Source organism: Superficieibacter electus (assembly GCF_002915575.1).
Classification (GTDB): domain Bacteria; phylum Pseudomonadota; class Gammaproteobacteria; order Enterobacterales; family Enterobacteriaceae; genus Superficieibacter; species Superficieibacter electus.
Genome location: NZ_PQGD01000024.1, coordinates 22601 through 44246 on the forward strand (window position 1 = coordinate 22601; position 21646 = coordinate 44246).

The 21646-nt window shown below is 51.8% G+C and carries 21 protein-coding genes; 8 read left to right on the top strand and 13 right to left on the bottom strand.

The window, feature by feature from the left end; translation table 11 throughout:
• Positions 1-5: 5 nt before the first annotated feature.
• The 6 genes from CHU32_RS22960 to CHU32_RS22985 form a co-directional block, all read right to left on the bottom strand.
• Positions 6-1268 (bottom strand): PTS sugar transporter subunit IIC, encoded by a 1263-nt coding sequence (locus CHU32_RS22960; protein ID WP_103678433.1) that lies wholly within the window; start codon positions 1266-1268, stop codon positions 6-8.
• Positions 1269-1448: 180 nt separating this feature from the next.
• The gene (locus tag CHU32_RS22965) at positions 1449-2267 is read right to left on the bottom strand and encodes a PTS system mannose/fructose/sorbose family transporter subunit IID (RefSeq protein ID WP_103678432.1); all 819 of its coding nucleotides are present in this window, start codon (positions 2265-2267) and stop codon (positions 1449-1451) included.
• Positions 2267-3064: a PTS mannose/fructose/sorbose/N-acetylgalactosamine transporter subunit IIC gene (locus tag CHU32_RS22970; protein ID WP_103678431.1), complete on the bottom strand. Its 798-nt coding sequence runs from the start codon at positions 3062-3064 to the stop codon at positions 2267-2269. Before CHU32_RS22970 ends, CHU32_RS22965 begins: the two co-directional genes overlap by 1 nt.
• A gap of 10 nt (positions 3065-3074) precedes the next feature.
• Complete coding sequence (locus CHU32_RS22975) at positions 3075-3569, bottom strand: PTS sugar transporter subunit IIB (RefSeq protein WP_103678430.1); 495 nt, start codon at positions 3567-3569, stop codon at positions 3075-3077.
• A gap of 9 nt (positions 3570-3578) precedes the next feature.
• Positions 3579-4007 (bottom strand): PTS sugar transporter subunit IIA, encoded by a 429-nt coding sequence (locus CHU32_RS22980; RefSeq protein ID WP_103678429.1) that lies wholly within the window; start codon positions 4005-4007, stop codon positions 3579-3581.
• A 2-nt stretch (positions 4008-4009) separates the two neighbouring features.
• Positions 4010-5758, bottom strand: coding sequence for a class I mannose-6-phosphate isomerase (locus tag CHU32_RS22985; protein ID WP_103678428.1), 1749 nt, complete (start codon positions 5756-5758; stop codon positions 4010-4012).
• Between the two features lie 188 nt (positions 5759-5946).
• On the opposite strand from CHU32_RS22985, the gene CHU32_RS22990 reads away from it, so the two are divergent.
• The 8 genes from CHU32_RS22990 (at position 5947) to CHU32_RS23025 (ending at position 15689) form a co-directional block, all read left to right on the top strand.
• The gene (locus CHU32_RS22990) at positions 5947-6954 is read left to right on the top strand and encodes a LacI family DNA-binding transcriptional regulator (protein ID WP_103750935.1); all 1008 of its coding nucleotides are present in this window, start codon (positions 5947-5949) and stop codon (positions 6952-6954) included.
• Between the two features lie 136 nt (positions 6955-7090).
• Positions 7091-7912, top strand: a complete 822-nt coding sequence (dapB, locus tag CHU32_RS22995; protein WP_103678426.1) for a 4-hydroxy-tetrahydrodipicolinate reductase — start codon at positions 7091-7093, stop codon at positions 7910-7912.
• Between the two features lie 455 nt (positions 7913-8367).
• Complete coding sequence (gene carA / locus CHU32_RS23000) at positions 8368-9516, top strand: glutamine-hydrolyzing carbamoyl-phosphate synthase small subunit (RefSeq protein WP_103678425.1); 1149 nt, start codon at positions 8368-8370, stop codon at positions 9514-9516.
• Between the two features lie 17 nt (positions 9517-9533).
• The gene (gene carB, locus CHU32_RS23005) at positions 9534-12758 is read left to right on the top strand and encodes a carbamoyl-phosphate synthase large subunit (RefSeq protein ID WP_103678424.1); all 3225 of its coding nucleotides are present in this window, start codon (positions 9534-9536) and stop codon (positions 12756-12758) included.
• Positions 12759-13100: 342 nt separating this feature from the next.
• Positions 13101-13958, top strand: coding sequence for a hypothetical protein (locus CHU32_RS23010; protein ID WP_103678423.1), 858 nt, complete (start codon positions 13101-13103; stop codon positions 13956-13958).
• Between the two features lie 133 nt (positions 13959-14091).
• The gene (locus CHU32_RS23015; RefSeq protein ID WP_103678422.1) at positions 14092-14325 is read left to right on the top strand and encodes a YgdI/YgdR family lipoprotein; all 234 of its coding nucleotides are present in this window, start codon (positions 14092-14094) and stop codon (positions 14323-14325) included.
• Positions 14326-14528: 203 nt separating this feature from the next.
• Positions 14529-15008 carry a type 3 dihydrofolate reductase gene (gene folA / locus CHU32_RS23020; protein ID WP_103678452.1) on the top strand — a complete coding sequence of 160 codons (480 nt, stop codon included), beginning with the start codon at positions 14529-14531 and terminating at the stop codon, positions 15006-15008.
• Between the two features lie 60 nt (positions 15009-15068).
• Positions 15069-15689 carry a plasmid pRiA4b ORF-3 family protein gene (locus CHU32_RS23025; RefSeq protein ID WP_103678421.1) on the top strand — a complete coding sequence of 207 codons (621 nt, stop codon included), beginning with the start codon at positions 15069-15071 and terminating at the stop codon, positions 15687-15689.
• 100 nt (positions 15690-15789) lie between these two features.
• On the opposite strand, the gene CHU32_RS28665 is transcribed toward CHU32_RS23025, so the two are convergent.
• The 7 genes from CHU32_RS28665 to surA form a co-directional block, all read right to left on the bottom strand.
• Complete coding sequence (locus tag CHU32_RS28665; RefSeq protein WP_245880263.1) at positions 15790-16446, bottom strand: hypothetical protein; 657 nt, start codon at positions 16444-16446, stop codon at positions 15790-15792.
• Between the two features lie 200 nt (positions 16447-16646).
• The gene (locus CHU32_RS23035) at positions 16647-17246 is read right to left on the bottom strand and encodes a DUF4291 domain-containing protein (protein WP_103678420.1); all 600 of its coding nucleotides are present in this window, start codon (positions 17244-17246) and stop codon (positions 16647-16649) included.
• 44 nt (positions 17247-17290) lie between these two features.
• Positions 17291-18139 (bottom strand): bis(5'-nucleosyl)-tetraphosphatase (symmetrical) ApaH, encoded by an 849-nt coding sequence (gene apaH, locus CHU32_RS23040; RefSeq protein ID WP_103678419.1) that lies wholly within the window; start codon positions 18137-18139, stop codon positions 17291-17293.
• A gap of 4 nt (positions 18140-18143) precedes the next feature.
• A complete protein-coding gene (gene apaG / locus CHU32_RS23045; protein WP_103678418.1) occupies positions 18144-18521 on the bottom strand; it encodes a Co2+/Mg2+ efflux protein ApaG in 378 nt (125 codons plus the stop codon).
• Between the two features lie 3 nt (positions 18522-18524).
• Positions 18525-19346: a 16S rRNA (adenine(1518)-N(6)/adenine(1519)-N(6))-dimethyltransferase RsmA gene (gene rsmA / locus CHU32_RS23050; RefSeq protein WP_103678417.1), complete on the bottom strand. Its 822-nt coding sequence runs from the start codon at positions 19344-19346 to the stop codon at positions 18525-18527.
• Positions 19343-20332 carry a 4-hydroxythreonine-4-phosphate dehydrogenase PdxA gene (gene pdxA / locus CHU32_RS23055; protein ID WP_103678416.1) on the bottom strand — a complete coding sequence of 330 codons (990 nt, stop codon included), beginning with the start codon at positions 20330-20332 and terminating at the stop codon, positions 19343-19345. Before pdxA ends, rsmA begins: the two co-directional genes overlap by 4 nt.
• Positions 20332-21624, bottom strand: coding sequence for a peptidylprolyl isomerase SurA (gene surA / locus CHU32_RS23060; RefSeq protein WP_103750936.1), 1293 nt, complete (start codon positions 21622-21624; stop codon positions 20332-20334). The genes pdxA and surA overlap by 1 nt, the downstream gene beginning before the upstream one ends.
• Positions 21625-21646 lie beyond the last annotated feature (22 nt).

The following is a 21646-nucleotide window of genomic DNA, read 5'->3' on the forward strand; positions in this document are numbered from 1 at the left end:
TCCTTTTATTTTATTGTGTTCTGTTTATTCATAATCCGAATAAACGGTAGCCAGATAAGTACGCCAATAAACAGGTTAAATGCCTGAAGTAGCGCGCCCATAATGGAGTTGGTTGCCAGAAATCCGGAGAGTAGTGGGGGAGTGGTCCAGGGAATTTGCACGCCGGTAGGGCGGGGAACAATGCCGAAATACATAAAGGCATAAGTACTGATTACAAAAACCACCATGACCAGTACCCAGGGAATAAGAATAAATACGTTTAATACTACCGGTAGGCCAAACGCAACGGGTTCTGAGATATTAAATAGCCCTGCAGGCACGGATATCTTGCCTATTTCAGCGCCAGCGGTCGCTTTTTTAGCAAAGAGGAGCAAGGCAATGACCAGTGAGAAAAATTGTGGCCAGATAAACACTTCCATAAACTGTTGGGTGACGATATACGGTAGTGGTTCGCCAGCGGCAAAAGCTGAGGCGTTAGCGGTTGAAGCCACCTGCCAGAGCGGCGACATAATTGCGCCGACCAGACTTTGGCCATGCAGCCCCATAAACCAGAAAAGCTGTACGAAGAGGGTAGCGATCACCGTAGGGATCAGGCCGGTACCGATGTTGACCATCGGTGATTGCAGAACTTCATAAATAAATTTATTGATACTTCCATACGGCGTCAGCGAGAAACCAAAGCGGATCAGCGCCATGCACAGGAAGGTAATGATAAGCGGGATCAAAAATAAAAAGGAATTTGCTACATTCGGCGGCACCATATCCGGTAGCTTGATTGCCAGGTTTTTAGAGGTCAGCCAACGGTACAGGGTGCATGCGAAGAAAGCAGCAAAGATCCCAACAAACATGCCCGCAGAGCCAAGATATTGGGTGGGAATATTCACGCTGCTAGTGCCATTTTCAGTTATGACCGAGAAAGGGATCAAAATCAGAAAGGAGCCCAGCACCACAAAGAGGGTAAACAGCACTGACATTTCGTATTCTTTAGCATAAAACCAGGCGATACACACGATCAGATAAAGCGATATGAGCCCTAACGTGATGTCAACGATCGGAGAAAGAATTTGCCTGATTAATAATAATGCTTCTGCACTCACGACGGAGTCAATAAAGGGGAAATACATAATAATAAGCGCAAATGACCCACCGATAGTCACCGGTATCAAAGACACCATTGCATTCTTTAATATTGTTAATGTCTTATTTTGTGAAACCCAGCTTCCCACCGGGATAAGCCATTTTTCCAGCACCCCTTCAATCTTATTCATAATTATCTCCTGATGTTCAGAATAAAAAAGTGGCTGCACAAATAAATGACGGCAATCGCCGTTATGATTTTTTATTATAAAATTAGCAAAATGAATGATGCCAGTTCAGAAAATGTTATTAGTTTATTCGTTAATCTCAGTCTTCCTTATTATGGAAAAGAAGACTGATCCGCCGGTAACTTATCCGCTAAATACGCCGGTTAGCACGCCGAGCGCCGCCAGCACGAGCAGCAGTAGCATTGCTTTTACCGGTGACACGCCTCGTTTTGCCATCAGATACCAGGTACCCAGCACAACAATGAGAGGAAGTAATTGTGGAAATATACCGTCCAGCATTTGCTGAACGTGAATATTCACGCCATCTTTAGTGATGAATTCCAGGCCCGTACCCAGTTTCACGTAACTGGCTGCCACGCCGCCCATCACGAAAACGCCCAGCAAGGATAACGCTTCGCGCAGGCGGGTCGATTTGCTGCTCACCAGCATTTCCACCGAGCCGGACCCCATTTTGTAGCCTTTCAGAAACAGCAACCACGAGCCAGGAATAATGATCGCCAGCCAGGCAACGGTATAAAAAAGCGGACCCAGGATGTTACCTCCCGCCGCCAGTGCCATCCCGATACTTAATAAAATGGGGATCAACATACCAGGAATCATCGAATCGCCGATCCCTGCCACCGGACCCATTAACCCGACTTTCAACGTATTAATCGTTTCACCGTCAATCGGTTCGCCATTAGCACGTTTCTCCTCCAGCCCCAGTACCATGCCATTGACGATGGCACCCAACTGGGGTTCGGTATTATAAAATGAGGCGTGACGGCGCAGCATCTCTGTGCGCTGCGCTGCATCCGGGTAAAGCTTACGGGCGACAGGCAGCAGGCTGAGACAAAAACCGAGAGATTGCAGGCGTTCAAAGCTCATCGATGACAGATTGTGCATCATCCATGCTCGCCAACAGCGACGTAGATCGCGACGATTCAGTTTGCGTTCTTCCATCAGAATTCATCCTCATCATCCGCCGCGGGCGGAGCATTTACGCTCAGCTGCGGTTCCGGTTTGTAGTTATAGTGAATAAGCGCCAACAACGCGCCGACAATCACCAGCGCCACCATATTGAGCTTCAGAAAAACAATGCAGACAAAACCCACCAGGAAATAAATCAGCAGCGAGTAGCTCTTGATAATCTGTTTCAGCAAAATAGCGATCCCGACGGCAGGCAAAATTCCGCCCAGTACGTTCATTGTCGACAGCACGATTTTTGGCAGGCTTTCCATAAAGCCGCTGATATATTGCGCGCCAAAATAGACGGCAATAAAAGTGGGCACAAAACGCAGTACAAAGTTGGTGGCCTGGGGGAAAATAACGCTGTTCAGGTAAATCCCACGCACGCTATCTTGCTCAATGGCTCGGTCAGCACGATGGTTCCAGAATGAGTTCAGCACCATCATGGCATTAAAGAGAATGGTTCCGGCGATACCAATCGTCGCAGCCAGCGCGACGGCCACCTCCGGCCCCTGACCGGAAAGTACCCCCAGCGCAATCGCCGGAAAGGCGACGAAATTCAGATCGGCGGGCATCGAACCGCCGGGTGTGACCATGGCAATGTATACGGCCTGCACCGCCACGCCGATCATAATACCGGTTTTCACATCACCGAGAATGAGCCCAACCAGTAAACCGGAGACCAATGGGCGAGTAATTAAATACCAGCCACCAGTTAGCCCCAGTAGCCACGGGCAACTCAGCGCGCCGAGATAACAGAGAATGCCGATCAATGTGGCTTCAATAAACATCGTCGTCTCCTTATTTCAGTTTTTGCCGGGCGTCCTGCCACTGATAAGCGCTGGCATCGGGAACCAGACGGAATTCCACGCTATGCCCTTGCGCCGTGAGCCAGTCAAACGCAGCAATCTCCTCTGCATTAACCGATTGGTTAGGGCCAATGGTAGTGGTATTCGCCCGCGCACTCATGGGGCCGACATTAATTTTACCATTGGCATTTTTCAGGCTGATCCCCGCTTGTTCAAGGCGTTGCAGCGTCACTGGCGACTTACCAATCACGAAATAATTTTTCTCACTGGCAATCACTTTCGGCAGTTTTTCAATCGCTGTCGCGGTCGTAAAAAGCCAGACTTTGGTATCCGGCACGGCACCTTTCATGACGGAAGAGAGGAGGGGATCGGCGGCGACAGCGTCATCAATAGCCACGATGCCGTCGCAGGGTAACTCTTTCGCCCAGCGCGTCACCAGTTGCCCGTGAATAACCCGGTCATCAATGCGAACAAATGAAATGCTCATCGTGTCTCCTTAAAAATCATCCGACGGATCGGATACCGTTAGCTCTGCCAGAATCAGCGAGGGATGAGTGAGCGCAATAAGTTGCCGGGCGGCGGTCTGTACGTCGCCATAATGGCTTACCTCGTCCGTTTGCAGCAGCATCGGAAAGTTGACGCCCGCTACGACTGCCACCGGGGGCATCATTTGAGGCGAAAAGGCAAACTGGCAGGCGACATTCCACGGCGTTCCGCTTTGCATATCGCACAGCACCAGCACGCCATCGGCTCCGATGCTGGCGGCGTGCAGGGCACGAGAAAAATCCTCTCTGAACTCCTCAATACCCGCCTGTTCAGTTAGCGTTACGGCAGTCACTTTAGGAAGTGTGCCGTATACCATTCGGCTGCTCTCCAGTAGCGCGGTTGCCAGAGGGCCATGAGTGGCAACAAGAAAATGGATCATCGTTACCCCCTTACCCAGGCTTTGATAGTCGCCAGTTGTTGATTCATCCCTTTACCCCATGGTGAAATCCGGTACTCTCCTACGCTTGCCGGGATGATGAATGTTTCGGCATAGTGCACGATAAAGGGCTCAAAAGCGCCGCCTGGGCTTTCCACTCGCGCTTCCTCTCCCTCAATCAGATTCAGTACGTTCACGCCACCGTGGGTATGGTGCGTAACTGGCGCGGTAAACCAGTGACGGCGAGTTTCGATAAATTCACGTTCGTGTAGCCCGGTACGCTCCTCCCGCCAGCCGTCTCCCTCTTCAAGCGGTTCAATGCGATTGACCAGATTATTCATTACCCACGCCGTATCGCGCTGCCAGTCGATGACCTGTTTGCCGTGCTCCAGGTGCACCGGACGCGGAAGTCCATCCATTCCCAGTCGATCCCAGTCCCATAACTTAAAGGTAAAAATATAAGGCGTGGCGCTGATCTCCAGCACCATAGTTCCCGCGCCGGAGCAGTGGACGGTGCCGGCCGGAATAAGAAAGTGATCGTGTTTGCGCGCCGGGATCGCATTGACAAAACGCACATCGTCAAACGATTTCTCGCCGCGTTGTGCAGCCTCCAGATCCGCCAGCATCTCCTGTGGTTGGGTACCCGTTTTAGTGCCGAGATATACGGTCGCGCCCGGCTGTGCATCCAGAATGTAGTAGCTCTCATCCTGGGTGTAATGCATACCGAACTGCTGCTGGATGTACTCCGTCACCGGATGCACCTGGAAACTGAGATTCTGCCCGCCGACGGTATCGAGAAAATCAAAGCGAATGGGAAACTCCGTCCCAAAACGAGCGTGAACTTTCTCTCCTAACAGTGAACGGGGATAAAGCAGGACAAGATCCTGGGAGGGGATCTCGATCCGCACAGCGCCAAAACGTAGCAGCAGGCTGTTTTCCTCGGGCACGCAATCAAAACACCATGCGTAGTTTGGTGCCGTGGGATCGAGATCAAACGTGTTTTTCATCCACTGTCCGCCCCAGACGCCAGGATCAAAAAATGGCATGACGCGGAAGGGACGGCACGTGGTTTGCTCAAGCCCCGCGCGCAGCGCTTCACCGCTGACCATCGCCGGGGCATCAGCGATAGTGGTATCCAGCAGATAATCCATTTTTTTAAGCAGCGGCGTTTTATGACGGTCGAACACCCGCCATTCGACAAAGAAAGCGCGTTTGTAGCGGCGGAGCATATCTTCATTTTGATTTTCTGCGCCCCAGTTGCCCAATTCGCCGCTGCGCATCCGCTGTTGGAGCTCCCAGCGTGGCATGTCGGCGTAGATAAGCACGTCGCCGGGATGGACCAGCGATGCGCCAGGTCCATAAATCACAATCAACCCACTTTGAGTCTGCTCAACCTGAGCGCGCAACGCGTTGAGCCGGGCATCTTCGAAGAATTCGTCAAGCTGGTGGCAGGAGAGAACGCCAAACACCCGGTCATCCGTCAGATTACGGGCCAGGAGATCATGCAGTGCCTGCGCGTTTTTCTGTGCCGTTTCGACATTCAGCGTGAGTACCGGGTTTATACCCGTTAACAGAGCCGTCTGGAGTTCGTTAAGCCGCACGCCGGGGTAGCAATCAATCACTAATACCGTCCGCACACCGTCAGCCAGCCGCGCGTTAAGTTCCGCCATGATTGACTCCCAGCCGTTCCAGGCCTGGCTATTAAATCCCGGAATGACCACCTCCGGAAATCTATCATACCGAGTTTTGCTCATTTTATTTCTCCGTAATAGCTAAGCTAAGATTAATCGATTAACCTGATATGGAAAGAGTGGTTAACGCGATTAACCCGTCATAATGCTTAGTTAGCGGCGTTTTTACAGGGGATGTGTGAATTGAATCACAAAGAAATGGGCAACGAAGCGGTTATTCGATTAATCTTTTATAAAAAGAGAGGATAACGATGACCACTATTACGCTGGCAGAGGTTGCCAAACGTGCCGGAGTGTCGACAGCGACCGTATCGATGGTTTTACGCAACCGGGGGCGCATCTCCCAGGTAACACGGGAGCGGGTGTTGAAGGCGCTGGACGAGTCGGGCTATGTATATAACCAGACCGCCGCCAATCTGCGTAATCGGAGCAGTAACCAGGTCGGATTGCTGCTGCATGACATTACTAACCCGTTTTATGGCGAAATGACGGCAGGATTAAGTCATGAAATGGAACGCCATGAGCTGTTACTGTTTCTGGCAAATAGCGAGGAGTCCTGTGAGCGGCAACAAAAGTTTGTCGATTCACTCATGCGTAATAATGCCTGTGGCATGGTGCTGTGTGCGGCGCGTGAAACACCGCGAGCATTTTTTGAGGCCCTGAAACGGCGTAATATTCCCGCCATTATGGTGGTGCGTCCGCCTGACGATCCGGGGTTTGACTTTGTCGGCACGAATAATTTTCTCGGAACACAAATGGCAACGGCGCATCTGCTGCAACTGGGGCATCGCAATATTGCTTTTATCGGGGGGAGCTTGCGTTCAGGAACGCGCTCGCAGCGCATTGGTGGTTTCACCAGTAAACTACTGGAGCATGGGATAGCGCCAAAAGCAGAATGGCTGGTTACCGCGGAGGCCAGCCAAAGTGACGGTTCACGCGTGGCCGAAGTATTGTTAAACCGCTATCCGCAAATCACCGCCGCCGTATGTTACCAGGATATTGTGGCATTAGGCGTAATGCAGGCGTTGCGTAAAATGGGACGAGAGCCGGGCCGTGACTTTGCACTGGTGGGTTTTGACGACATTAGCGAAGCGGCGCTGGTGCAGCCAGCGCGAACGACTGTATCAGTGGCCGCCAAAGAAATCGGCCGTAAAGCCGGGGAGTTACTGTTTAGTCGCATTCAGGGTAATGATGAGCCGCCGAAAAGCATTATTCTTCCTCCGGCGCTAGTGGTCCGCACGTCGTGCGGTTTTCGCTAGCCACTATGCTTTTTACTGATACCGTCGGCGCTTTAACATAAATTTCTAATTATCGCTGTTTTCGGCTGGCAGCTTTTCATTGAGCTGGGTAACCTGAGAACGTTTTGTAATCATTTTTTAACATAAGAGTAAGACTATGCATGATGCACAAATCCGCGTCGCCATCGCGGGCGCGGGCGGGCGTATGGGACGCCAGTTGATTCAGGCCGCTCTGGCAATGGACGGCGTGGCGCTGGGCGCAGCGCTGGAGCGCGAGGGTTCGTCGCTCCTCGGCAGCGACGCAGGCGAACTGGCGGGAGCCGGGATGACGGGCGTGACCGTGCAAAGCAGCCTTGAAGCAGTAAAAGATGATTTTGACGTCTTTATCGATTTCACTCGCCCGGAAGGCACGTTAACACACATGGCCTTTTGCCGTGAACATGGCAAAAACATGGTTATCGGCACCACGGGGTTTGATGAGGCAGGTAAGCAGGCGATCCGCGATGCGGCGCAGGATATCGGCCTCGTGTTTGCCGCTAACTTTAGCGTCGGCGTTAACGTTATGCTAAAGCTGCTGGAGAAAGCGGCGAAAGTCATGGGCGACTATACCGATATCGAAATTATCGAAGCGCACCATCGGCATAAAGTGGATGCGCCCTCAGGCACCGCGCTGGCGATGGGCGACGCTATCGCCGGAGCACTGAACAAAGAATTAAAAGATTGCGCGGTCTACAGTCGGGAAGGGCATACCGGTGAACGCGTGCCCGGCACTATCGGTTTTGCCACCGTACGCGCCGGGGACATCGTAGGCGAGCACACAGCAATGTTTGCTGATATCGGTGAACGTGTAGAAATCACGCATAAAGCCTCAAGCCGTATGACATTTGCCAATGGTGCAGTTAAATCGGCATTGTGGATTTTTAAGAAGGAAAATGGTCTTTTTGATATGCGGGATGTGCTTGGATTACACGATTTATAGTGATTTATTACCCATCGTGATGTGGTTATTGTAATCTTAATGCATTGATTACAAGGGGCAATATTTATTGCCCTTTTATTTTATCGCTTTCTGTGTGTTTTCTGTCTTTTAAGTCTTAAAAAAAATTTTTTAATGGGTTTTTTATATCCTTTCACCACGATTTTGCTCCCCTCATGCTGGCTTTTTACTCTTTTGGGGTTTTTATTTTCTTACTACGGTGCGCAAGCGTTTTCGTTGTGGTGAAGGTTTGGTTTTTTACCGATACTTACGGCTGTTTTTGGTGTGAGCAGTGAAATAAGCGTTTAAATCACGTTTTAAGTTGACTTTGGACCGACTTCTCTTCAGAATGCCGCCGTTTGCCAGAAATCCGCCGGTGAACAAAATTTGCATTGATTCAGGTCACGATTATGAATTAATATGCAAATAAAGTGAGTGAATATTCTCTGGAGGGTGTTTTGAATAAGTCAGCGCTATTGGTTCTGGAAGACGGAACCCAGTTTCACGGTCGGGCCATTGGGGCAACGGGTTCGGCGGTTGGGGAAGTCGTTTTCAATACTTCAATGACCGGTTATCAAGAAATCCTCACTGATCCTTCCTACTCCCGCCAAATCGTCACTCTTACTTATCCCCATATCGGCAATGTCGGCACCAATGAAGCCGATGAAGAATCCTCTCAGGTACATGCACAAGGGCTGATTATTCGCGACCTGCCGCTGATTGCCAGCAACTACCGCAATACCGAGGACCTTTCTTCTTATCTTAAACGCCATAACATCGTGGCAATTGCCGATATCGATACCCGTAAGCTGACGCGCCTGCTGCGCGAGAAGGGTGCACAGAACGGTTGTATCATCGCTGGCGATAATCCTGATGCACAATTAGCGCTGGAGAAGGCGAAAGCCTTCCCGGGGCTGAATGGGATGGATCTGGCAAAAGAAGTCACCACAGTGGAAACCTATAGCTGGACACAGGGAAGCTGGACGCTGGCCGGTGAATTGCCGGAAGCGAAAGCGGCGGACGAACTGCCGTTTCACGTGGTGGCGTATGATTACGGCGCAAAGCGTAACATCCTGCGCATGCTGGTAGACCGTGGCTGCCGCCTGACGGTGGTCCCGGCGCAGACGCCAGCGGACGACGTGCTGAACATGAATCCGGACGGCATTTTCCTCTCCAACGGCCCCGGCGACCCGGCACCGTGCGACTATGCCATTACGGCGATTAAAACCTTCCTCGACACTGATATCCCGGTGTTCGGTATCTGTCTCGGCCATCAGTTACTGGCGCTGGCCAGCGGTGCAAAAACCGTAAAAATGAAATTTGGTCACCACGGCGGCAACCATCCGGTTAAAGATATCGACAATAATACCGTGATGATCACCGCGCAAAACCACGGTTTTGCGGTGGAAGAGGCATCAATGCCGTCGAATTTGCGCGTGACACATAAATCGCTGTTTGATGGCACGTTGCAGGGGATTCATCGCACAGATAAACCGGCGTTCAGCTTTCAGGGACATCCGGAAGCCAGCCCCGGCCCTCACGATGCCGCACCGTTGTTCGACCACTTTATCGAACTTATCGAGCAATACCGTAAAACCGCTAAGTAATCAGGAGTAGTGAGAAAATGCCAAAACGTACAGACATAAAAAGTATCCTGATTCTGGGCGCGGGTCCTATTGTTATCGGTCAGGCGTGCGAGTTCGACTACTCCGGTGCACAGGCGTGTAAAGCGCTACGTGAAGAGGGCTACCGGGTTATCCTGGTGAACTCCAACCCGGCGACCATCATGACTGACCCGGAAATGGCCGACGCCACTTACATTGAGCCAATTCACTGGGAAGTGGTGCGCAAGATTATTGAAAAAGAGCGTCCGGACGCGGTGCTGCCGACCATGGGCGGCCAGACGGCGCTGAACTGCGCGCTGGAGCTGGAGCGTCAGGGCGTGCTGGCCGAGTTTGGCGTCACCATGATTGGTGCGACGGCGGACGCGATTGATAAAGCCGAAGACCGTCGCCGCTTTGACGTGGCGATGAAGAAAATCGGCCTTGATACCGCGCGCTCCGGCATTGCGCATAATATGGAAGAAGCGCTGGCGGTGGCGGCTGATGTGGGCTATCCGTGCATCATCCGCCCGTCCTTTACCATGGGCGGCACCGGCGGCGGTATTGCCTACAACCGCGAAGAATTTGAAGAAATTTGCGCCCGCGGGCTGGATCTTTCACCGACCAATGAGCTGCTGATTGACGAGTCGCTGATTGGCTGGAAAGAATATGAGATGGAGGTGGTGCGCGATAAAAACGACAATTGCATCATCGTCTGCTCAATTGAAAACTTCGACGCCATGGGCATTCACACCGGCGACTCTATTACCGTTGCCCCGGCACAAACGCTGACCGACAAAGAATATCAAATCATGCGTAACGCCTCGATGGCGGTGCTGCGTGAAATCGGCGTCGAAACCGGCGGTTCTAACGTCCAGTTCTCGGTCAACCCGAAAAATGGCCGCCTGATTGTGATCGAAATGAACCCGCGCGTGTCACGCTCCTCGGCACTGGCCTCCAAAGCCACCGGTTTCCCGATTGCCAAAGTCGCGGCCAAGCTGGCGGTGGGCTACACCCTTGATGAACTGATAAACGATATCACCGGCGGTCGTACCCCGGCGTCGTTTGAGCCGTCCATCGATTACGTGGTGACGAAAATCCCCCGCTTCAACTTTGAAAAATTTGTCGGTGCTAACGACCGTCTGACTACCCAGATGAAGTCGGTGGGCGAAGTGATGGCCATTGGCCGCACTCAGCAGGAATCCCTGCAAAAAGCGCTGCGCGGACTGGAAGTGGGCGCGACCGGCTTTGATCCGAAGGTAAATCTGGACGATGCCGATGCATTAACCAAAATCCGCCGTGAACTGAAAGATGCCGGTGCCGAGCGTATCTGGTACATCGCCGATGCGTTTCGCGCGGGTCTGTCCGTCGATGGAGTGTTTAACCTGACCAACATTGATCGCTGGTTCCTGGTGCAGATTGAAGAGCTGGTTCGCCTGGAAGAGAAGGTGGCCGACATCGGCATCAACGGTCTTGATGCCGACTTCCTGCGTCAGTTAAAACGTAAAGGCTTTGCCGATGCCCGTCTGGCCCAGCTTGCCGGCGTACGTGAAGCGGAAATCCGCAAGCTGCGTGATCAATATAACCTGCACCCGGTTTATAAGCGTGTCGATACCTGTGCGGCTGAATTCGCTACCGATACCGCGTACATGTATTCCACGTATGAAGATGAGTGTGAGGCAAACCCGTCTGTTGACCGTGACAAAATCATGGTGCTTGGTGGTGGCCCAAACCGTATCGGACAGGGCATTGAGTTCGATTATTGCTGCGTCCACGCCTCGCTGGCGCTGCGCGAAGACGGTTATGAAACCATCATGGTTAACTGTAACCCGGAAACCGTCTCGACTGACTACGATACCTCCGACCGCCTGTATTTTGAACCGGTGACGCTGGAAGACGTGCTGGAAATTGTGCGCATCGAGAAGCCGAAAGGCGTGATCGTCCAGTACGGCGGCCAGACGCCGCTGAAACTGGCGCGCGCGCTGGAAGCCGCTGGCGTACCGGTGATTGGTACCAGCCCGGATGCGATTGACCGCGCGGAAGACCGCGAACGCTTCCAGCAGGCAGTTGACCGTTTAAAGCTAAAACAACCCGCTAACGCTACCGTCACCGCCATTGAAATGGCCGTAGAGAAAGCGAAAGAGATTGGCTACCCACTGGTGGTACGCCCGTCTTACGTTCTCGGTGGTCGGGCGATGGAAATCGTCTACGACGAAGCCGACCTGCGCCGCTACTTCCTGACGGCGGTTAGCGTTTCGAACGACGCGCCGGTACTGCTGGACCGTTTCCTGGACGACGCGGTAGAAGTGGATGTGGACGCTATCTGCGATGGTGAAATGGTGCTGATTGGCGGCATTATGGAGCATATCGAACAGGCAGGCGTGCACTCCGGCGACTCGGCCTGTTCACTACCTGCCTATACGCTGAGCCAGGAAATTCAGGACGTGATGCGCCAGCAGGTGCAGAAGCTGGCTTTTGAATTGCAGGTGCGTGGACTGATGAACGTGCAGTTTGCGGTGAAAGACAACGAAGTTTACCTGATCGAAGTGAATCCGCGTGCGGCGCGTACCGTCCCGTTCGTCTCCAAAGCCACCGGCGTACCGCTGGCGAAAGTAGCGGCGCGGGTAATGGCAGGTAAATCGTTAACTGAGCAGGGCGTGACGAAGGAAATTATCCCGCCTTATTACTCGGTGAAAGAAGTGGTCCTGCCGTTCAACAAATTCCCCGGCGTTGACCCGCTGCTTGGGCCGGAAATGCGCTCTACCGGGGAAGTGATGGGCGTCGGCCGCACTTTTGCCGAAGCGTTCGCCAAGGCACAGCTTGGCAGTAACTCAACCATGAAGAAGAAGGGCCGTGCGCTGCTTTCCGTGCGCGAAGGCGACAAAGAGCGGGTGGTGGATCTGGCGGCGAAGCTGCTTAAGCAGGGCTTTGAACTGGATGCCACCCACGGCACGGCAGTGGTGCTGGGCGAAGCCGGGATTAACCCGCGTTTGGTCAATAAAGTGCATGAAGGTCGTCCGCACATTCAGGACCGGATCAAGAATGGCGAGTACACCTACATCATCAACACCACCGCAGGGCGTCAGGCGATTGAGGACTCCAAGCTGATTCGCCGCAGCGCGCTGCAGTATAAAGTGCACTACGACACCACGCTGAACGGCGGTTTTGCCACGGCGATGGCGCTGAATGCGGATGCGACAGAGAAAGTGATTTCGGTGCAGGAAATGCACGCGCAAATTCAGAAATAAGCGTTAGCCTCTCCCATTAAGGCCAGCGAAAGCTGGCCTTAATGCTGAAAAATCTCACTTTTTATGAAGTGCGCCGCCCTGCCGGATGGCGGCTTCGCCTTACCCGGCCTGCATCATTATTAATATCAATGGCTTATTTATATCTGTAGTCCTGTGCAAGCGCCGCGCCGCCAGGCAAAATTTCCCAATTCAGCCATTTTCAGTCCTCTGTAAGGTCCGCCGTTTTTCCGCTTTTCCCCCTGGATTTAATAGTCAATTAGCTTTTCACAACGCCAGATTCATCCATTACCATTAAAACGTTTTAATGAATGCACCTCTGTTTTTACGCTTAAGGAGAATCGCGTGTTTAAAAGAATGTTGCTGCTGGGGGCCTGTATTACCCTGACCGCCTGCTTTGGGGACAGTAAAGAATTCATCATTGATAACCCCACTGACAAACCACTGGCTATTTCCATTGATAATGAAAAAATAACTATTCCGGCAAAAGAAACACAAAATATTAAGCTGGATGCCGGGCAACATACTCTGGCACTGGAAAATGGCGAAAGCGTTAAGTTCAGCGTGTTTGACGCCTGGCCGCGCTCGGGCGTCAGCGGTTTAATTAACCCGACCCGCACGCGCTATATCTACGTGGTGCAAAAATATCTGGCGGAAGGCGTACAACCTACCACTGAAAATAGCGACGTTCATACGCTTAGCATTGATGGTCAAACGGTCACCGGGCCGTTTGACGATTTGGGAAGCGAGTTGTTTATTGATACGTTTAACCATCAGTGGGAGCTTGCTCCTGTCGAGGCGTTCCCGGAATCCATGTCTTCGACGTCCAAAGACAATTACAAAACTAAAATTTTCCGCGTTGAAGATTTCAAGCACTATTACACCAATGAATTCTCTCCAGCGACGGATTACAGCCAAAATATGCGGATCACTGAATCTCGCTATCAGGCACCGGAAATCACCGCCCATTTCAATTCGCCGGAGCTGCAGACTAACCTGAATGACGCGACGAAAATTTATACGGCATTTATTCATGCCGATTCGGCGAGCGATCAAAAGGATTTGCTGAAAGAATTTGAAAAGCAGAATCGGGAAAAATGGCGTAATCCTCAAACCGGCGGTGAGGAAACGACTAAGTACTATGAAGTCATGACTAATCTGAACCATACGATGATGAGTTCTATTCTGGAATTGAAAAAGTAATGATCAACCTTCAGGCATCTGCTCATCCGGATGCCTGATTTCAGAACCTTCTGGATCTTCATGCGCTTTCAGTCGTTTAGCCTAAAATAATCAAGTGAGTCACTAAATCCAACTGAAAGCAAGGGAGTACACCATGCGCAATCATTTACTCATCTCTTCGATTTTTGCTGCCGCAGCCCTGTTTACCGTTGCTGGTTGTTCCTCCAATCAGGCAGTTAAAACGACAGACGGTAAAACCATCGTGACCGATGGTAAACCGGAAGTCGACAGCGATACCGGCCTGGTCTCTTATGAAAATGCCGAAACCGGCAAGACAGAGCAGATTAACCGTGATCAGGTTAAAGGCATGAATGAACTCGATAACTAATCAATAAAAAGCAAAAGCCCCGGCACAAATTATGTCGGGGCTTTTTGCTGTTTAGCCTCTGGTGAGTGGGGCCGGATGCGCAACCCGTAATGGATGATTTCGCAAAACAGAAATTTTTCTCATTCTTTACTCTACCGCCAGTCGACGAAAGATTAGGCTTTACGTATAGTGGCGGCAATTTTTTTGTATCCGGGAACATTTCAATGATCAGTTTGATTGCGGCGTTAGCGGTAGATCGCGTCATCGGTATGGAAAATGCCATGCCATGGAGCCTGCCGGCAGATCTCGCCTGGTTTAAACGTAATACCCTTAACAAACCGGTGGTCATGGGCCGCCTGACCTGGGAATCCATTGGCCGCCCGTTGCCGGGGCGCAAAACTATCGTCATCAGCAGCCAGCCTGGTACCGATGAACGCGTGCAGTGGGTGAAATCTGTTGATGACGCGATTGCCGCCTGCGGTGATGCCGAGGAGATTATGGTAATCGGCGGCGGGCGGGTCTACGAGCAGTTCCTGCCAAAAGCCCACAAGCTGTATCTGACGCACATTGATGCCGAAGTGGAAGGAGATACGCATTTTCCGGATTACGAGCCGGATGAATGGGAGTCGGTGTTCAGCGAATTTCACGATGCCGATGCGCAGAACTCGCACAGCTATTGCTTCGAGATTCTGGAGCGGCGCTAATTAAATCTTCCCGGCGACCACCGTTCGCCGGAAAATGTATCGTTGTTCATGGAGAGTGGAATGACTACATTTTATCAACTCAAAATCACCCTCAAGGGTATCGATCCGGTTGTCTGGCGGCGATTCGTGGTGCCCGCTAATCTCACGCTCGATCGTTTACATGATGTCGCTCAGATTGTGATGGGATGGGAAGACAACCATTTGCATCACTTCAAATTCAAGAAGCGAATTTTTACCGCGTCCCCGCCATCAGCGAAGGAGGAAGACGAAGCCGCCGTTCGTTTGAATACACTGTTAAAAAGTCGGGGGAATCATTTAAGTTACCTGTATGATCCCGGTGATAGCTGGGAACATGACATTGTGCTCGAAGATAACAATTATTTTTACGATCGCATGCTCACCCCTTTTGAATGCATCGAAGGGCTTATGGCCTGCCCGCCCGAAGATTGCGGCGGCCCCGCTGGCTATATGCGCATCCTGCGAGCGGTGTTCGACCCGCAAAATAATGAAGAGGATTATGAGGCTTTTCTGGAAATGAGTGGCCTGACCGATCTTAATGTCACTGATGTTCAGGCAATGGTATTTCAATTCGAGCCTGATGCCATTAATACGATATTAGCCTTATATGCTCGCTGGTCACGGGACCGTGCGTTGCCTTTTAGTGATGAGTGCGAGTATTAAGCAGGATGTATAGCGTGGAGGAAATGCGCTGCGGTTTAGCGGAAGCAATGGTTGATGTTATGGCAGGGCTGATTATTGCGACGCCTGAAATCACTCTTCTTCAATTCGACGCTTGATTATCGGCCCAGCACTGAAGAATATCCGCAAAGTGTTTCCTGTATAACGGTATCCAATCGGCATCACTAAAATCTTCAGCAATGATATAGGGGATTTCGTAAATAGAGAGATCGTCCGGGCTACAGAGTAGTAGACTAAGCAATTCTTCTGTGCGCTGTTCTTGATTTCTCATCTCCAGGGGATAAAGGAATTTAAGCGTGTTCCAGATATCAAACAGATGATTCACACGATTTTCTGCCAGCCAAATATTGGATGCCATTTCGACAATATGATTAATTTGCTTGCGGGAGTGGGGGGCAAAAAAATCTCTTTTAGAGAGCAACACGATGCAGTCACATAAAAAAGCGATTCGTCTGCGGTGCCAGGCGCGTTGAGCCGCAAAAGTGGGGTTATCATTATCATTAAGAATTTTCTCCATAATCCTGTGAGCAGATAGACCTTCTTCAGGATGAATCATGTAGGATGGAGTTGCTTCTCGGGCAAATGTTTGCTGCTGAAATTTGCTATCATTCCTGGTATAAATAATGTCGGGACATTCAATAAGACATTCTTTTTTATATTTGTCAGCGCAATGCTGACAAACATGATCGGGCAGATGAACAGGATGAACATCACAGATGGGGCAGTCTGTTAAGTACATTACTTTATTCCTTTATGTCTAAATAGAATGCAATCCATTAATACCAACCATCTGACCATAACCTTGTTTCCATTATTGCGTGCCATGAGTGATGGGGCGTCTCGGGATATATTATTAAACACGCTGACTGCTTAGCATGATGCTATCCTGAATATCGTGCTTTTTTCATCAAACATAATTATGGTATGTATGGTTAAAGGCTAGATATTTTTCATTCCAGTCGCTTTTCTGGCAGCAGAACTCACCGGATAAATCCTTTCCACCGGTAAAAAAGATTTAGCCTTGCTGGATTTTCCATTAACAAGCAGGGTATGGCATTTTTTCACCAGTGGAGAAAGATCCGTAATAGCAACGATGGCTTCGTCATTGAATTGGCGAATTAAATTACGTGAAATACCCATTTGCAATGAGCGATATTCCAGCTTTTTGCCGTTGAGGCTTCGCTCCGGGTCCCATTGTACATAGACATTCGCCTGATTAAACAACTCTTCCCACACGCCAGCATGCGCATAGACATGTGGCTCTGGCGTGGTTAATACCGCGTGTTCGAGTAACCAGTCAAAGAAGGTTCGCTTCAACTCAATAGCAAGAATCCGCTCCTGATTCTTTTTCAGACCCCAATTGCTGCGCTCCATCATCCACATGAAGGAGGGTTTAATCCATGTCATACGATTAAACGAAAAGGGGGCACCAAATCGCTGATGGCGTATGGCGACATCAGCGATTTGTTCGTTATAGGCCTGATAAACCGTTATGGTTTGCTGAGTGTAGGTGGCTCGAATCTCAAAATAGTCAGCCATTTCTTCTTCCCTGATGATAATTCTATCTACAATCTGATGAAGCGTTACGACGCCACCGCCTCGTCTTCCCCTAAATCCATCTGTCGATTCGATGGCTGGATAAAGTACTGCTTATCTTCCCAGCGCAGGCAGGTTAAGTCGCCGCCCCAGCAGCAGCCGGTATCCAGCGCATAAATACCGTCCGGCGCGCCTTTGCCTTCCAGCGACGCCCAGTGACCAAAAGCGATGCTGTAGGCTTCTGATACCGGGCCGGGGATGGCAAACCATGGTTTCAGTGGAGCGGGTGCGTTTTCCGGTGCTTCTTTGGCGTACATATCCAGCTGGCCGTTCGGGAAGCAGTAGCGCATGCGGGTGAAAGCGTTAGTGATAAAACGTAAACGCGCCAGCCCTGTCAGCTCAGTAGACCAGTTGTTGGGCATGTCGCCGTACATGGCATCGAGGAAGAAAGGGTAGGAGTCGCTGGCCAGCACGGCTTCGACATCGCGCGCGCAGGCGATAGCGGTGGGAAGATCCCACTGCGGCGTGATGCCCGCATGCGCCATCACCAGTTTTTTCTCTTCATCGACCTGCAACAGCGGCTGACGGCGCAGCCAGTTAATCAGCTCGTCCGCATCCGGCGCTTCCAGCAGCGGCGTAACGCGATCTTTTGGCTTATTACGGCTGATGCCGGCAAACACTGCCAGAAGATGTAAATCGTGATTGCCAAGAACGATACGCACGCTGTCGCCGAGCGACTTCACGTAGCGCAGTACCTCCAGCGAACCGGGGCCACGGGCTACCAGGTCGCCGGTCAACCATAGCGTGTCCTGCTCAGGGGTAAATTCCACCTGTTTTAACAACGCGATCAGTTCATCGTAGCAACCGTGAACATCGCCAATGAGATAAGTCGACATAGTATTAATGGATTAGAGTTGGAACAGCCAGACGGAAAACGGGTATATCGATGGTGAAGGCATTACCGTCTTCATCGATCATGTCATAGTGGCCCTGCATCGTGCCGAGCGGCGTTTCAAGCACGGCACCGCTGGTATACTGATATTCACTGCCGGGGGCGATGTGTGGCTGCACGCCGACCACGCCTTCCCCCTGAACTTCAGTTTCACGGCCGTTACCGTTAGTAATAAGCCAGTAACGGCCCAGAAGCTGAACCGGATGCCGCCCCAAATTGCGAATGATCACCGTATAGGAAAAAACATAGCGCTCATCTTCCGCAGAGGATTGCGCCTCAATGTAGACGCTTTGCACCTGTACGCAAATTCGGGGCGAGTCGATCATGGGTTAGCTCTCCTTCGGTGGCGCGTTATCCACCAGATAATTAGCCAGCTGGCAGTATTGGGCAACCGAGATATTTTCTGCGCGCATTGCCGGATCGATCCCCAGCTCCGTCAGTACTTCAACGCTAAACACGTTGCCGAGGCTGTTACGAATGGTTTTACGGCGCTGATTAAACGCTTCTGTGGTAATACGGCTCAGCACGCGAATTTCTTTTACCGGATGCGGCATCACAGCATGCGGCACCAGACGTACCACGGCGGAATCCACTTTTGGCGCGGGCGTAAACGCCGTTGGCGGAACTTCCAGCACCGGGATCACCTGGCAGTAATACTGCGCCATGACGCTTAATCGACCATACGCTTTACTGTTCGGTCCTGCAACCAGTCGATTGACTACTTCTTTTTGTAACATGAAGTGCATATCGGCGATGGCGTTAGTATAGCTAAACAGGTGGAACATCAGCGGGGTGGAAATGTTATACGGCAGGTTGCCGAACACGCGCAGCGGTTGCCCCAGCGTCTCTGACAGCTCGCCGAAGTTCATGGTCATCGCATCCTGCTGATAGATAGTCAGCTTAGGGCCAAGGAACGGGTGCGTTTGCAGACGCGCGGCCAGATCGCGATCCAGCTCAATCACTGTCATTTTATCAAGACGTTCACCAACCGGCTCGGTCAGGGCGGCAAGACCAGGCCCGATTTCAACCATTGCCTGGCCTTTCTGCGGATTAATGGCCGCAACAATACTGTCGATCACAAATTGATCGTTGAGGAAGTTCTGCCCGAAGCGTTTACGGGCTAAGTGGCCCTGATGGACTCGATTATTCATTTGCTATTAACAATCATTTTGATGGCGAGATTAAGCGCCGTAATAAAACTGCCGACGTCCGCTTTCCCCTGGCCCGCCAGTTCAAGCGCGGTACCGTGGTCAACGGAAGTACGAATAAAGGGTAAGCCGAGCGTAATATTTACGCCGCGGCCAAAGCCCTGGTATTTTAGCACGGGGAGACCCTGATCGTGGTACATCGCCAGCACGGTGTCGGCATTGTCGAGGTATTTCGGCTGAAATAGCGTGTCAGCGGGCAGTGGCCCGCTCAGGTTCATGCCTTTGGCGCGCATCTCTTCGAGTACCGGGATCAGGATGTCGATCTCCTCAGTGCCCATATGCCCGCCTTCACCGGCATGAGGGTTCAGGCCGCACACCAGCACATGCGGATGTTTAATACCGAACTTGCTCTGCAGATCGCCATGCAGAATGGTAATCACCTCGCGCAGCAAATCAGGGGTGATGGCATCGGCCACGTCTCTTAGCGGCAGGTGAGTGGTTGCCACCGCCACGCGCATTGCTTCTGTCGCCAGCATCATCACCACTTTTTCTGCCTGCGCACGCGCTTCAAAAAACTCGGTATGGCCGGTGAAAGGAATACCCGCGTCGTTGATCACCCCTTTATGCACGGGGCCAGTGATCAGCGCGGCAAATTCGTTGTTCAGGCAGCCATCGCAGGCGCGCGCCAGCGTCTCAACGACATAATGCCCGTTCTCCACGCTAAGCTGACCTGCGATGGCGGGCGCACGTAGTGCAACCGGTAGCAGCGTCAGGGTGCCGGCACGCTGCGCTTGAGCGGGTTTTGACGGAGAATAAGGCAGCAGAGAAAGCGGCAGACCGAGCATCGCTGCCCGGTCTGTCAGGAGGGTAGCATCAGCGCAAACGACCAGTTCAACCGGCCAGTCACGCTGTGCAAGCTGGACCACAAGGTCCGGACCAATCCCGGCGGGTTCGCCGGGAGTGATCGCCACACGATGCGGATGCGCCATTAGTTGCTCAGAATTTTAACGTAGGCCGTCGCGCGCTGTTCCTGCATCCAGGTCGCCGCTTCTTCTGACATTTTCCGGTTCATCAGCATACGGTAGGCTTTATCTTTCTGCGCCGCGTCGGTTTTATCTACCTGGCGGGTATCAAGCATTTCGATCAGATGCCAGCCGAAAGAGGAGTGCACCGGGGCGCTCATCTGGCCTTTGTTGAGCTTCATTAATGCATCGCGGAAAGCCGGATCGTACATATTCGGGGTCGCCCAACCCAGATCGCCGCCCTGATTCGCCGAGCCCGGGTCCTGAGAAAACTCTTTTGCTGCCTTCTCGAAGGTGGTTTTGCCGCTCTTGATGTCCGCTGCAATTTCTTCCAGTTTCACCCGCGCCTGATCGTCAGTCATGATCGGTGATGGCTTCAGCAGGATGTGACGGGCATGGGCTTCAGTGACAGAAATGTTCTGATTCTGGCCGCGCATGTCGTTAACTTTCAGGATGTGGAAGCCAACGCCAGAACGAATAGGGCCGATGATATCGCCTTTCTTCGCCGTGCTCAGCGCCTGCGCAAAAAGGCCCGGCAGTTCCTGAATGCGGCCCCAGCCCATTTGACCGCCCTGTAATGCCTGCTGATCGGCAGAATAGCTGATAGCCAGTTTGCCGAAGTCAGCGCCATTGCGGGCCTGCTCAATAATGGAATTGGCCTGTTCCTGCGCTTCGCTGACCTGTTCGGAAGACGGATTTTCCGGCAGAGGCAGCAGAATATGGCTCAGGTTAAGTTCGGTGCTGGCATCGTTCTGGTTGCCAATTTGCTTTGCCAGAGAATCGACTTCCTGCGGCAGCACGGTAACACGGCGACGCACTTCGTTGTTACGCACTTCCGAGATAGTCATCTCTTTGCGGATCTGGCTGCGATAGGTGTTGTAATCCAGACCATCGTAGGCCAGACGGCTGCGCATTTGATCCAGCGTCATGTTGTTCTGTTTAGCGATGTTGGCAATGGCCTCGTCGAGCTGTTGATCGGAGATTTTCACTCCCATCTTTTGCCCCATTTGCAGGATGATCTGATCCATGATCAAACGTTCAAGGATTTGGTGACGCAGCGTGGCATCATCCGGCAACTGTTGCCCGGCCTGACCCGCATTCATTTTTACCGACTGCATCAGGCCATCGACGTCGCATTCAAGCACAACGCCGTTATTGACGACGGCTGCTACCTTATCGACAACCTGCGGGGCAGCGAACCCTGAATTCACCACCAGTGCGAGGGCGAAAGCAGGAAGCAGCGTTTTCCAGTTCTTCATACATTTTCCATTTCAATTAACC